Annotated in this window: 10 protein-coding genes; 8 read left to right on the top strand and 2 right to left on the bottom strand. The window is 66.4% G+C overall.

The window, feature by feature from the left end; translation table 11 throughout:
- Window positions 1-24 precede the first annotated feature (24 nt).
- The 5 genes from LSO07_RS14295 (at window position 25) to LSO07_RS14275 (ending at window position 6,190) form a co-directional block, all read left to right on the top strand.
- A complete protein-coding gene (locus LSO07_RS14295) occupies window positions 25-1,089 on the top strand; it encodes an alpha/beta hydrolase (protein ID WP_191909674.1) in 1,065 nt (354 codons plus the stop codon).
- 127 nt (window positions 1,090-1,216) lie between these two features.
- On the top strand, window positions 1,217-1,726 hold the full coding sequence (locus tag LSO07_RS14290) for a sigma-70 family RNA polymerase sigma factor (protein ID WP_151094898.1): 510 nt from the start codon (window positions 1,217-1,219) through the stop codon (window positions 1,724-1,726).
- The gene (locus tag LSO07_RS14285; RefSeq protein ID WP_151094896.1) at window positions 1,726-2,715 is read left to right on the top strand and encodes a FecR domain-containing protein; all 990 of its coding nucleotides are present in this window, start codon (window positions 1,726-1,728) and stop codon (window positions 2,713-2,715) included. The genes LSO07_RS14290 and LSO07_RS14285 overlap by 1 nt, the downstream gene beginning before the upstream one ends.
- Before the next feature lie 81 nt (window positions 2,716-2,796).
- Entirely contained in the window at window positions 2,797-5,364 is a 2,568-nt protein-coding gene (locus LSO07_RS14280; RefSeq protein ID WP_151094894.1) for a TonB-dependent siderophore receptor, read from the top strand.
- Between the two features lie 127 nt (window positions 5,365-5,491).
- Window positions 5,492-6,190, top strand: a complete 699-nt coding sequence (locus LSO07_RS14275) for an alpha/beta hydrolase (RefSeq protein ID WP_151094892.1) — start codon at window positions 5,492-5,494, stop codon at window positions 6,188-6,190.
- A gap of 9 nt (window positions 6,191-6,199) precedes the next feature.
- Here the strand turns inward: LSO07_RS14275 and LSO07_RS14270 are convergent, their stop codons facing one another.
- Window positions 6,200-7,186, bottom strand: coding sequence for a magnesium and cobalt transport protein CorA (locus LSO07_RS14270; protein ID WP_070279420.1), 987 nt, complete (start codon window positions 7,184-7,186; stop codon window positions 6,200-6,202).
- 188 nt (window positions 7,187-7,374) lie between these two features.
- Between LSO07_RS14270 and LSO07_RS14265 the strand changes: the two genes are divergently transcribed.
- The 3 genes from LSO07_RS14265 (at window position 7,375) to LSO07_RS14255 (ending at window position 11,340) form a co-directional block, all read left to right on the top strand.
- Window positions 7,375-7,887 carry a sigma-70 family RNA polymerase sigma factor gene (locus LSO07_RS14265; protein WP_151094890.1) on the top strand — a complete coding sequence of 171 codons (513 nt, stop codon included), beginning with the start codon at window positions 7,375-7,377 and terminating at the stop codon, window positions 7,885-7,887.
- Window position 7,888: 1 nt separating this feature from the next.
- On the top strand, window positions 7,889-8,857 hold the full coding sequence (locus LSO07_RS14260) for a FecR domain-containing protein (protein ID WP_151094888.1): 969 nt from the start codon (window positions 7,889-7,891) through the stop codon (window positions 8,855-8,857).
- Window positions 8,858-8,919: 62 nt separating this feature from the next.
- Window positions 8,920-11,340 (top strand): TonB-dependent siderophore receptor, encoded by a 2,421-nt coding sequence (locus LSO07_RS14255; protein WP_225317303.1) that lies wholly within the window; start codon window positions 8,920-8,922, stop codon window positions 11,338-11,340.
- A 48-nt stretch (window positions 11,341-11,388) separates the two neighbouring features.
- Here the strand turns inward: LSO07_RS14255 and LSO07_RS14250 are convergent, their stop codons facing one another.
- Window positions 11,389-13,764, bottom strand: a complete 2,376-nt coding sequence (locus tag LSO07_RS14250; RefSeq protein WP_151094886.1) for a TonB-dependent siderophore receptor — start codon at window positions 13,762-13,764, stop codon at window positions 11,389-11,391.
- Window positions 13,765-13,770 lie beyond the last annotated feature (6 nt).

Below are 13,770 nucleotides of genomic sequence, written 5' to 3'. Positions count from 1 at the left end.
TCCCCGTCCAGCAAGGAGTACCGCATGACCAGACCCACCGATGCCATCCCCCATTTCCACGCCCGCAGGCGCCTGCTGTTCGGCATGGGCGCGCTGGCGGGCCTGGCCGCCTGCGGCGGCGGCAGCGGGCCGCGCGCCGCGGCGGTGATCGACCGGCAGATCGGCGTCGCCCCCGGCGTCAGCCTGTACGTGCGCGACTGGCCCGCGGCGCCAGGCGTCGCCAGCGGCGACGTGATCGTGCTGCTGGCAGGTCTGGGCGCCAATGCGCACGCCTTCGACAGCCTGGCGCCCGCGCTGGCGCGCCGCCACCGCGTGCTGGCCGTCACGCGGCGCGGCTATGGCGCCTCCAGCAAGCCGCTGCCCGGGAGCGACGCCAACGAGATGACGTATGCCCCCGCCACCCTGGTGGCCGACCTGCTGGCCGTGCTGGACACACTGAAGGTTCAACGCATCATCCTGGCCGGCCACTCCATCGCCGGCAACGAACTGACACTGTTCGCCGGCAGCCACCCGCAGCGCGTGCGGGGACTCGCCTACCTGGACACGACCTTCGATTACCTGTCCAGCGGCGGCTATGAGGAACCCCAGCCCACGCCCTTCGACGAACCGCAACCTGGCCCGGCCGACCTGGCATCGCTGGATGCCTCGATCGCCTATGCCAGGCGGATCAACAAGCAATGGTGGCCGGCGCTGGAAGCGAACTGGCGCGACGCCCTGGAAGTGCTGCCCGGCGGCGCCGTGCAAGCGAATACCCCGCCCGCCATCGCCAGGGCCATGGACATGGCCGCGCACAATTTTTCGCCCGACTACCGCCGCGTGCGCGCGCCGGCGCTCGTCGTCACCGTCGATCCCGGCACCTTGCGCAACCTGTTTCCATGGCTGCTGCAAGCCGATCCCGCCAGCCAGGCCGACGCGCAAGCGCTGCTGGACTTTATCCGCCCCCTGCGCCTGGCCGACGGCGACCGCCTGGCCGCCGCCCTGCCCGGCAGCAGCCATCTGGTGATACGCAACGGCTTCCACAGCGACTTCTTCATCGAATACGAGAGCACGGTGGTCGGCGCCATCGAGGCCATGCCCTGGGACAAGTAAGTACCTGGCCATCGCATATTGCGTAAATGACAGCGCGGCGCTACAATTGAGAATGATTACCATCCTCATTTAATGCAAAGTGTAACAGCCGACCGTTCACAGCTCTGCATACCGCTCACTGAACGCCATGTCCATCGCCAAACATCCGCTGCACCAGGAAATCAGCACCTTGTACCTCGACCACCACGGCTGGCTGCAAGGCTGGCTGCGGCGGCGCCTGGGCGACACTGGCAAGGCGGCCGACCTGGCGCACGACACCTTCGTGCGCCTGCTGGACCGCCAGGAACCGATCGCCGCGCGCGAACCGCGCGCCTTCCTGACCACCATTGCGCGCCGCGTGCTGTGCAACTATACGGAGCGCCAGCAGCTGGAACGGGCCTATCTGGACGCGCTGGGCCAGCTGCCTGCGGCCAGCGCACCCTCGCCCGAAGAGCGGGCGCTGCTGCTGGAAAGCCTGCTGGAAATCGACCGCCTGCTGTCCGGCCTGCCCAGCGTCGTCAGGCGCGCCTTTTTGTATGCGCAGCTCGATGGCATGAGCCAGGCTGAAATCGGGGCCGAGCTGCGCATTTCCCTGAGCACCGTCAAGCGCCACCTGGCGCGCGCCTATGCGCAGTGCTATTTCGCCATGGCCAGCTGATGCACGGCGCGCACGATGCCGCGCCCATCTCTGCCGCGGTGGCGCGTGCCGCCGTCGCCTGGCTGGTGGAATTGCAAACGGAAGACACCAGCGCTCAGGCCCAGGCGCGCCAGGGCTTGCAGGCATGGCTGGCGCAGCACCCCGAGCACCGGCGCGCCTGGCAGCGCATCGAGGCCGTAAACGGACGCTTGCGCGACATCGCCTCGCCCGTCGGCGCGGCCCTCGCACATGCCATGCTGGCCCCGCCCCGTTCGCCAGGACGCCGCCACGCCCTGAAAATCCTGACCCTCGCTTTTTTCACCGGCAGCAGCGCCTGGCTGGCGCAGGAACAGCTGCCCTGGCAGCACTGGCGCGCCGACCTGCGCACGGCCGTGGGCGAACGTGGCGACCACACGCTGGCCGATGGCACGCGCCTGCAGCTCAACACGGATACGGCCGTCAAGCTGGCCTACGCGCCCGGCGAACGGCGCATCGTGCTGCTGGCGGGCGAATTGCTGGCGACCACGGGCCATGCGGACGAGCGCCCCTTCGTACTGGCAACGCAGCACGGCACGCTTCGTCCCCTGGGCACGCGTTTCAGCGTGCGCCGCATGGACCATCTCACCCGGCTGGACGTATTCGAAGGCGCCGTCGAGATCCGTACCAGCGCCGGCAGCGAGACGCGCACCGTCAGCGCCGGCCAGCGCGCCAGCTTCGGCGCGCACGCCATCGGCCCCGCGCAGGCGGCCAGCGACAGCGACGCGGCCTGGACGGATGGCATGCTGGTGGCCAATGGCATGCGCCTTGCGGACTTCCTGGCCGAACTGGCGCGCCACCGGCGCGGCCACCTGGGTTGCGATGCGGCCGTCGCCAGCCTGCGCGTCTCGGGCACCTACCAGCTGGCTGCGCCGGAAGCCGTGATCACGGCCCTGCTGGCCAGCCTGCCCATCCAGGCGCGCTACCTGACGCGCTACTGGCTGACCATCGAAGCGCTACAGCGGGACGGCTGACCATTTTCAAAAAAAGTGAGCTGTTCTGGATTTTCACCGGACATACAGGAGAACACCTCTTTTACTTCCGATGGAATACTCATGCAATCACACCCAACACCAGCTGCTTCCCGCCTGCGCCGCAGCCGCATTTCCCTTGCCATCGGCCAGCTGTTCCTCGCTGGCGGCTTCGCCCTGCTGGCCGGCCAGCCAGCGGCCGCATGGGCCGCCGACACGGCGACGAGCGTACCCGCGCCCGGCATGCACAGCATCCACGATATTCCCGCCGGCCCGCTCGACACGGCGTTGACGCGCTTTGGCCGCACGGCCGGCATCCTGCTATCGTTTCCCACGGCACTGACGGATGGATTGCAAACACAAGGCTTGCGCGGCAGCTACACGGTGCAGGAAGCCCTGCCGCTGCTGTTGCACGGCACGGGCCTGGAAGGCGTGCGCGAAGGCGGCGTGGTCACCATCCGCAAGCCGGCCATCAAGGCGGCCGAGGATACCGACTACAGCATGCGCGAAATTCGCGTCACGGGGCGGCGCGACGGTGAAACGGAAGGCAGCCATTCCTACGCCACGCCCGTCACCACCATCGGCAAGACGGCGCAATCGCTGCGCGAACTGCCGCAATCGGTCTCCGTCATCACGCGCCAGCGCCTGGACGACCAGAAGCTGACGGACCTGGGCGCGGCAGCCGAGCAAGCCGCCGGCATCACGGTGCAGGATAACGGCTTTCGCCTGACCGATATCTATTCGCGCGGTTTTGCCATCAACAGCTTCCAGCTCGATGGCGGCGCGCCCATGGACAAGGGCTTTGTCGCCAATGTCAGCTTTGACATGGCGCAATACGACCGCGTGGAAATCCTGCGCGGTCCGGCCGGCTTGTTGAACGGCACGGGCAACCCGGGCGGCGCCGTCAACCTGGTGCGCAAGATGCCCACGGCCACGCCGCAATACAGCGTCAGCGCCTCGGCCGGCAGCTGGGACGACTACCGCGCCCAGATCGATGCGTCCGGCCCTCTGGCCTTCGACGGCAAGCTGCGCGGCCGCGTCGTGCTGGCGTATGAAAACCGCAAGTATTTCATTGACAACCGCGCCAGCGAACGGCCGCTCGTGTACGGCGTGCTGGAAGCCGATATCGCGCCGGGCGCCGTGCTGGCCTTGGGTGCGCGCGAACAGCGGCTGAACGAACATGGCAACCAGACCTCCGTGCCCCGCTACAGCAATGGCGCCGACCTGGGCTTGCCGCGCCACACGGGCTTGAGCGCGCCATGGGCGTATATGGATGCCGCCTCGAAAGAAGTGTTCGCCAAGCTGACCTGGCGCCTGGCGCAGCGCTGGACCCTGCGCGCCAATGCGGCACAGACGCGCCAGAGCGGTACGGGCGAGCTGGGCCCCGTGGGTGGCGGCGTCGATCCGCTGACGTTGATAGGCCCGCTGGCGACTGCCGCCTACAATATCTACAGCAACGAGCAAAAGCTGCTGGACGTGAGCCTGAGCGGCGCGTTCGACTTACTCGGCCGCACGCACGAAGTGCTGCTGGGCGCTGACATGCAGAATATCCAGAGCCGCTGGCGCGGCGCGTATCCCGTCAGCGGCAACAACGTTCCCGTCAACGTGTTCAAGCCGGCAGACACCGTCTTTCCCCGCCCGGTGTTCGGCGACATCCAGCGCGACTACCAGCCATGGGACCAGAAGCAATATGGCCTGTACGGCACCCTGCGCCTGGACGTGGCGCCCGCCACCAAACTGATCGTGGGCGCGCGCGCCAACAAATACCGCTACGACCAGGTGTACTGGGAAAAGTACGACCTGGACGGCAACCCGACCGAAACCTTGCAACTGGCCGACGCCACGCGCTACACGGAGCCGACCAAGGTCACGCCATTCGCCGGCGTGGTCTACGATATCGATGCGCAATGGACAGCCTATGCCAGCTATGCGCAGATTTTCAATCCGCAATACGGTTCCAAGGCCGGCCCCGCACCGGGCAAGGGTTTGCCGCCCGTGCGCGGCAGCAATATCGAAGCGGGAGTCAAGGGCGAATTGTTCGACGGCAAGGTCAATACGGCCGTGGCCCTGTACCGCACGGTGCAGGACAAACTGGCCATCAGCGATCCGCGCTACCCGTTTTCCAGCGAACTGTATGCAGGCAGCTGCTGCTATACGGCCAGCGGCAAGGTCATCAGCGAAGGCGTCGACGCGGAGCTGAGCGGCGAAGTCGTGCCGGGTCTCAACCTGTCTGGTGGCTATACCTACAACCACAACCGCAATGAAACGGACGGCGCCGCCTTCAGCAGCATCACGCCCCGCCATTTGCTCAAATTGTGGGGTACGTGGCGCTTGCCGGGCGCGGGCGACGCCTGGACGGTAGGCGGCGGCACCACCATCCAGAGCACGCAATACGTGAGCGGACAGGCCGCCACGTTCAACCCGGCCACGCAGCAATTCAACGGGCCGTCCCTGCCATTTCGCTACACGCAGGCCGGCTACGCCGTGTGGAACGCCATGACCAGCTATCGCATCGACCGCCACTGGAGCGTGGCCCTGAATGTCAACAACGTCTTCGACAAGACGTACTACCGCACGGTGGGATCTTCCTACGGCGGCAATTACTACGGCACGCCGCGCAATGCCTCGGTGACGCTGCGCGGCCAGTTCTAGGCGGCAGGCACGCTGCAGGCGGGGCGCACCCGCAAGGTCTACAATGGATGTGCACCTGCCCGCCGCGCGCTTGCCTTGGGACACGCACGCGGCCTACGCTGTTTTCCTACACCACAAGGAGTTCCGCATGAGCCAGCAAGCCACCATCGTCCTCGTCCACGGTTTCTGGGGCGGCGCCGCCCACTGGAGCCGCGTAATCCTCGAATTGCGGCGCCAGGGCCACACAGCCATCCGCGCCGTCGAACTGCCCCTGACGTCGCTGGCCGACGACGCCGAGCGCACGCGCAAGATGGTGGCGCAGGTCGATGGCCCGGTATTACTGGTAGGACACTCCTACGGCGGCGCCGTCATCAGCGTGGCCGGCAATGCGCCGAATGTGGTCGGCCTCGTGTACATCGCCGCCTTCGCGCCTGACGCGGGCGAAAGCCCGGGCAGCATCACGCAGGAACACCCGCCCATCGGCGCGGCCAATCTGGAAGGCGACAGCGACGGCTATCTGTGGGTCAAGCCCGGGCAATACCATGACAGCTTTTGCCAGGACCTCGACGCGGAAGAAGGCGCCGTGCTGGGCGTGGTGCAGAAAGCGCCGCTGGCCAGCACCTTCGGCGACACCGTCAGCGACCCGGCCTGGAAGCATAAACCCAGCTGGTACCAGATTTCCACTGCCGACCGCATGATTGCCCCCGTCAACCAGGAGCGCATGGCGGCGCGCCTGCAGGCGCGCAAAGTCATCACGCTCAACGCCAGTCACGCCTCGCTGGCCTCGCGTCCCGTGGAAGTGACGGCGCTGATACTAGAGGCGGCAAACGCGCTGGCCGCAGCGTAAGCCTGCCGGCTACAGCCAGCCTTCGCGCTTCAGGCGCCGGTGCAGCCACCAGCAGCCGGCGATGATGACGACGATCACGGCCGGATAGCTGCCGCGCCACTTCAGTTCCGGCATGAATTCGAAGTTCATGCCGTACAGGCTGAAGACCATGGTGGGCACGGCCAGGATGGCGGCCCAGGCGGCCAGGCGTTTGACGACCTCGTTCTGGCGGATCGAAATTTGCCCCAGCGCCACCTGCATGGCCGAATTGACCAGTTCGCGCATCTGCCCCGCCGTGTGCGTGACCCGTTTGACGTGGTCGAGAATGTCGCGGTAATAGATGCGGTTTTCCTTGGGCACGATATCGCCATGGAAACGGATCAGCTGGGTGCAGATGTCATGCAGGGGATTGACGGCCGCGTCGAGCTTGAGCAGTTCCGTCTTGAGCTGGTAGAAATCCTGCAGCTTGTCTTCGCTCAAGCTGGGCTTGAACAGCTGCAGCTCATGGTGCTGGAAGCGGGCCTGCAAATGGTCGATGCAGGGCTGGTACTGGTCGACGATGAAATCGATGATGGAATACAGCACGTAGCCAGGGCCGCTGGCCAGCTTCTCGGGCACGCTTTCCTTGCGCTCACGCAACTTCGCATAGCCGGCAGAGGCGCCGTGGCGCACCGTGATGATGAAGCGGGGGCCGAGAAAGACGTGGGTTTCGCCATAGACGATGGCCTCGCCGTCCAGGGTGGCCGTGTGCATCACCATGAACAAGGTGTCGCCGTACTCTTCCAGCTTGGGCCGCTCGTGCGCGCCCTGCGCATCCTCGACGGCCAGTTCGTGCAAGCCGAAAGCCGTTTGCAGCGCCTGCATGGCCGTGACGTCGGGGCCGGCCAGGCCGATCCACACGAAACAATCGGGATCGCCGAGGAAGTCGCCCACCTTGTCGATATCGAAATGGGCGATCTTCCTGCCATCGCGATAGGCTTCGCCATTGACGACGGCGGCGTGGGTACTCAAGTCCATGGTGATTTTCAAAGAATGGCGGCAGTGCCGGGGGGCCAGTATAGCGGAAAGAGCATGATTGCCATGCCAATCCGGCTGCCGCATTGACATTCAGGCACGCCAATGTAAAATGAGAACCATTCGCACTCAAGAAGAACCTGCACTTGCCGGCGGCCTGGGGGAACTTCAGCGCCAACCTGGAGTGTATCGTGACGTCTGCCGTATCCCCCGCCGCCGATCCTGTCGCACTGCTGTATGGCCAGCACCATCCCTGGCTGCTGCGCTGGCTGCGCGGCAAATTGTCCTGTACGGATCACGCGGCCGACCTGGCGCAGGATACCTTCGTCAAGCTGCTGGCCACGCCCGGCGAGCGCGCCGTCACCCTGCGCGAGCCGCGCGCCTACCTGACCACCGTGGCGCGCCGCCTGCTGATCGACCATTACCGCCGCCAGTCGCTGGAACAGGCATGGCTGGCCACCCTGGCGCAGCTGCCCGCCCCCGTCACGCCGTCGGCGGAAGACCGCTTGCTGATCCTGGAAACCCTGCACCAGATCGACGCCATGCTTGACGGCCTGGGCACGAAAGTGCGCACGGCCTTCCTGCTGTCGCAGCTGGAAGGCATGGCGTATGCGGACATCGCCGCGCGCCTGAACGTCAGCGAGCGCACCGTCAAGCGCTACATGGTGCAGGCGTTCGAACAATGCATCCTGCTGCTGGCCTGACATGAGCGCGGCCCTCGATGCGCGCGCCGCGCGCGAAGCGGCGCACTGGATGATGCGCCTGCAAGGCGGCGAACTGGACGCTGCCGCGCAACAGGGGCTGGCCCGCTGGCGCGCCGCCCACCCCGACCATGAAACGGCGTGGCAGCGGGCCGAGCAAGTGTGCCGCACCTTTGGCATGCTGCCTCCGCCGCTGGCCATGCCCTTGTCCAGGCAAGTGCTGGACCGCCCGGCCCGCGCGCAGCGCCGCGCCATCCTGAAGACCCTGGCCGTGCTGATCGTCGCCGGCCCAGCCGGCTGGGCCATGCTGCGCGTGGCGCCATGGCAAGCCTGGACGGCCGACCTGCGCACGGCGACAGGCGAAATCCGCCACCACACCCTGGCCGACGGCAGCGGCCTGAGCCTGAATACGGCCAGCGCCGCCGACATCGTCTTCGGCGCGTCCCTGCGCCTGGTGCAGCTGCGCGGCGGAGAGATACACGTGGCGACCAGCCCCGATCCCCTCGGGCGTTCCTTCATCGTACGCACCAGCAACGGCAGCGTCCGCGCCATCGGCACGCGCTTCACGGTGCGCCAGGAGGACCGCCTGCTGGGCGCGCGTACCCACGTGGCCGTCTCGCAGGGCGCCGTGGAAGTGCGGCCCGCCGAAGGCCCGCCCGTCATCGTGCAGGCGGGCTGGCAAGCCAGTTTCGATGAAACGGCCGCCGGCGCGCCGCAGCCGCTGGCGCCGCATGCGTCCGCCTGGCTCAAGGGCCTGCTGTACGCGGACGACACGCCGCTGGACCAGGTGCTGGCGCAGCTGGCCCGCTACCGCCACGGCGTGGTGCGCTGCGATCCGGCCGTGGCGCGGCTGAGGGTGTCGGGCGTGTACCAGCTGCGCGACACGGACGCCCTGCTGGCCCTGCTGCAAGCTTCGCTGCCCATCCGCGTACGGCGCCACAGCCGTTGGTGGATTTCCGTCGAGCCCGCATAAAAATTTTTGAGAACAATGTCCCTTTCCGTCATGTGCCCCGTCAATCCACACAGGACCAACACATGAACGAAGGGAAACAAGCAATGAAGCATTACCGCCACACCAGCATCACCCTGGCCCTGCTGGGCAGCCTGGCCTTGAGCGCGCCCGCATCCGCCCAGCAGCACCCGCAGCAGGCGCCCGCGCGCCACTATCAGGTGTCCGCCGGCCCCCTCGGCACCGTCCTGTCCGCGTTTGCGGCCGACGCCGGAGTCAGCATTTCCGGCGCCGCCAGCCTGTATGCGGGCTTGAACAGCCGCGGCTTGAACGGCAACTACCAGGTGGCCGACGGTTTCGCCCGCCTGCTCGATGGCAGCGGCTTATACGCTGTCGACCAGGGCGGTGGCCACTACGCCGTGCGCAAGCTGCCATCGGCGGTCGACGCGGCCACCCTGCCCGGCATCGCCGTGCGCGCCACGGCCGAGCGCAGCACGAGCACGGAAGGCACGGGCTCGTACACGACGCCGGCCACGGCCAGCGCCACGGGGCTGGTGCTGTCGCTGCGCGAGACGCCGCAATCGGTCAGCGTCATCACGCGCCAGCGCATGGACGACCAGGACTTGCTGACGGTACGCGACGTGCTGCGCAATACGCCCGGCATCGCCGTCAACCAGTTCGACACGGAACGCAGCACGTTTTCCGCGCGCGGCTTCGACGTCGACAATTTCCAGTACGACGGCGTGCCCACCACCTATAAGGTGCAGTATTCGGGCGGCGAATCGGAAATGGATTCGCTGATCTACGACCGCGTGGAAGTGACTCGGGGCGCCACGGGCTTGCTGACGGGCGCCGGCTACCCATCCGCCTCGATCAACCTGGTGCGCAAGCGGGCCAGCGCCAGGCAATTCGAAGGGCAATGGTCGCTGGCGGCCGGCTCGTGGAGCGATTACCGGGGCACGCTCGACCTGGCCACGCCGCTGAACGGGGACGGTTCCGTGCGCGGCCGGGTGGCGGGCGCCTGGCAAGACCGCAAGTCGTTTACCAATGGCTATTCGAACCAGCGCCAGCTCGTCTACGCCACCGTCGAGGCGGACCTGGCGCCCGGTACCGTGGCCATGCTGGGCGCCAGCTACCAGAAGAACGATCCGAAAGGCAGCAACTGGGGCGGCTTCCCCCTGTGGTACAGCGACGGCTCGCGCACCGATTTCGACCGTTCCGTCACGACGGCGCCCCGCTGGGCCGCCTGGGCCACGGAACAGACGAATGTGCACGCCACGCTGGAACACGCGCTGGGCCAGGGTTGGAAAGCGCAGGCGCAAGCCATGTACAGCAAGCATACGGAAGACACGCCGCTGGTATTCCTGGCCGAGCGGCCGGACCGCATCACGGGCCTGGGCATGCTCGGCTATCCGAACCGCTACATCGGGGCGCGCGACCAGAGCAGCGCCGACGTGAAGCTGTCCGGGCCATTTACCTTGGGCGGACGCCAGCATGAAGTCATCGTGGGCGCCAACTACACGCTGCAGCACGCCGAGTTCAGCGTCAAGGAAGCGCTCGACCCTGAACCGATCGGCAATTTCCTCGCCTGGGATGGCAGCTACCCGCAGCCGGCCTGGGGCGAACTCGTGCTGTCGGAAAAATACACGACCAAGCAATATGGCGCCTACGGCGCGGCGCGCCTGAACCTTGCCGAGCACACCAAATTGATACTCGGCGGGCGCTTGAGCCGCTGGGACAAGGACCGCATCGGCTTTGACGGCAGCGCTCGCTTTGCCTTCGCCAAGAGCAAGTTCGTGCCCTACGCGGGCGTGGTGATCGATCTCAATGAGACGTATTCGGCCTATGCCAGCTACACGGACATCTTCCGCCCGCAGGAAAACCAGGACCGCGCGGGCGCCTGGCTGGACCCGCTGACGGGGCAAAGCATGGAAGTGGGCTTGAAGGGCGAACTGGCCGAGGGCCGGACCAACGGTTCCATCGGCATCTTTGAAATCAAGCAGGACAAGCTGGCCCAGCCGGACGGCGCGCACCGGGTGCCCGGCACCACCACGCAAGCGTATTATGCGGCGCGCGGCGCCACCAGCCGCGGCATCGAGGGGGAATTGTCGGGCCGTTTGGCGCCGGGCTGGAACGTGACTGCCAGCGCCAGCCACTTCCGCGCCAAGGACCGCGAGCAGCAGGACATCAACACCCTGTCTCCACGCTCGACGGCGCGATTGTTTACCACGTGGAAAGTACGCCCTGACCTCACCGTGGGCGGCGGCGTCAACTGGCAAAGCAAGTTCTACTTTGACGACGAAGGCCCGGACGGCAAGGAAAGAGTGACGCAGGAAGCCTACAGCACGGTGAGCCTGATGGCCACGTACCAGCTGTCGCGCCAGCTGACAGCCCAGCTGAACGTGGAAAACGCGCTGGACAAGAAATACATCAACATTAACACCTATGCGCAAGGCACGTATGGCGCGCCGCGCAGTGTCAGGGGGACGTTGACCTACCGCTTCTGATGCGCATGCATGCCGGGCGGCATGCGCCCGGCATGCGCTGACTACGCATCAATAGCGGTAACTCAAGCTCAGCATCGCATTGCGCGGATCGCCATAGCTGACCCGGCGGCCCGTGCTGATGCCATAGTAAGTGCGGTCGCCCAGATTATTGAGGTTGAGCGACACGGCTAGGCGGTCGGAGATCTGGTAGCGCGCCATGGCGTCGAAGACGGCATACGAGCCCTGGTGCACGGTGGTGGTGCCGCCGCGCACGGCCCGGGTTTTCTGCCAGGTACGCGATTGCCAGCGGGCGCCGCCGCCCACCGTCAGGCGCGGCATCGGCTGCCAGGTGCTGTACAGGCTGAGCTGGTCTTCCGGCGCCAGCGTGTTGACCTTGCCGCTGGCGTCGCGCGCGATCTTGTGCGTGTAGCCGGCCTGCAACTGCCAGCCCGGCATGAGCTGGCCCGACACTTCCAGTTCCACGCCGCGCGAACGCACGCCGTCGATGGCGCGGTAGGCATCCATGCCCGTCACCTTGTTGACCGCGTCAACGTATTCCGCGTAGTTATCCTGGCGCACCTCGAAGGCGGCCGCGCTGGCGTTCAGGCGGCCATTCAGGAACACGCCCTTCACGCCCGCCTCGATATTCTTGCCCAGCATCGGGTCCAGGGTCCTGTTGTCGACGTCGCGGCTGTTTTGCGGACTGAAGATATCGCTGTAGCTGGCAAACGCCGTCAGATCCGGCGCAAAATCCCAGGTCAGGCCCGCATACGGCGTGAAGATCGACGACTCGTCGATGTCGGCCGTGGGATTGACGTAGGACGACAGGCGCCCGCCCACGATCACGTGCACGCCCTGCGGCAGCGAAAAGCGGCCCGTCGCATACACGGCCTTCTGGCGGATGACTTCGCGGGCCGTGTCCAGCTCCCATTTTGGCTCAGCCACGATGCCCCGGTAGGTATAAATATTGTCGACCTTGATGAAGGAATACGGGCTGAAGACGTCGTCCGACTGCTTGCGGTAGGCGTTCGCGCCCACCACCAGCTCATGCGTGCGGCCCAGCAAGGTGAACGGGCCCTTGGCGTACATGTCCAGGCCATTGCTGGTGGCGTCGCTGTTGTACTGGCGCGCCGTGACGGACGTGCCGCTGCCGTCCGCCTTCGGGAAGCCGTCAAGGTAGGCGACGGGCGCATACAGCGCATTGGCCTGGTGGATCAGGCGCAGATTGGCCAGCCAGCCATTGTCAAACGTGTGCTCGAGCGAAGCGAAGACGGATTTGGCTTCCGTCTGCTGCGTGCTCCAGGTGGGCGCGCCGTTGAACGAACGGGGCATGGTGAAGCGCTTGCCGTCCGCGTCGAACAGGGGCGCGCCACCCCAGTCGCTATTGCGCGGCACCGTGTGCTGGTAGTCGGCGCCCACGGTCAGCAAAGTGCGCGGCGACAGATCCGCTTCCAGCGTGCCATACGCCAGTTCGGAGCGGCGCTGGTAGCGGTCGACAAAGGAATGCTTGTCCTGGTACGAGGCCACGGCGCGCGCACGCACGCTGCCGCTGTCGTTCAGGGGGCCGCCCACATCGACCATGCCGCGGTAATTGCTCCACGATCCGGCCGACAGGTCGGCCAGCGCGCGCAGTTCGCGCGTGGGCTTCTTGCGGATCAGGTTGACGGTGGCGCCCGGCGTGCCGGCACCGCTCATCAGCGCATTCGCGCCTTTCAGCACCTCGACCCGGTCGTACAGGTCCATGTTGGCCAGGGACTCGCCCAGGTTCAGCGAGGCGTCGCGCGTCCACGGCAAGCCGTCGTAGCTGAAATTGTCGAGCGAAAAACCGCGCGCATAATAGATCGTGCGCTCGCTGTCGATGTGCTGCACGTACACGCCGGGCGTGTGGCTGAGCACCTCGCTGAGCTGCACCAGGCCGAAATCGTCCATCTGCTGGCGCGTGACGACGCTGACCGCGTGCGGCGTCTCGCGCGGCGACAGCACCAGGCGGTTCGCCGTGCTGACGGCGCCCGTCGTGTACGAGCCCGTGTCTTCGGTCACCTGGCCCAGGTAATTGGTGGTGATGATTACTTCCGGCATGGTCGCTTCCGGCTGGACGGCGGAAGCTTGTGGTGCGGCTGCTTGTACCGTATAGACGCCGCTACCGGTCTTGAGCAAGGCCAGCTGCGTGCCCTGCAAGGCGCGGCGCAAGGCTTGCTCTGCCGTGAAATCGCCCTGCACGGCCGCTCCGCTGACGCCGCGCGCCAGGTCCGCATCGATGGAGATGCGCACGCCGCCACGGCTGGCAATGGCGATCAGGCTGGCGTTCAGGGACTGGGCCGGCACGTCATAGCGCACGGTGGCTGGCGCGATCTGGACCGATGGCGTCTGCGCCAGGACGGCAGGCACGGCGCAGGAAAGTAACATTACAGCCAGGGGAATCTGGCGCATCAACAATGGTGGCATGCTGGG

The sequence above is a fragment of the Janthinobacterium sp. PLB04 genome (genome assembly GCF_021165895.1).
Taxonomy (GTDB): Bacteria; Pseudomonadota; Gammaproteobacteria; order Burkholderiales; family Burkholderiaceae_D; genus Janthinobacterium; species Janthinobacterium lividum.
The sequence above is the reverse complement of the archived record's forward strand: the minus strand, read 5'-3'. Positions and strand labels throughout refer to the sequence as shown.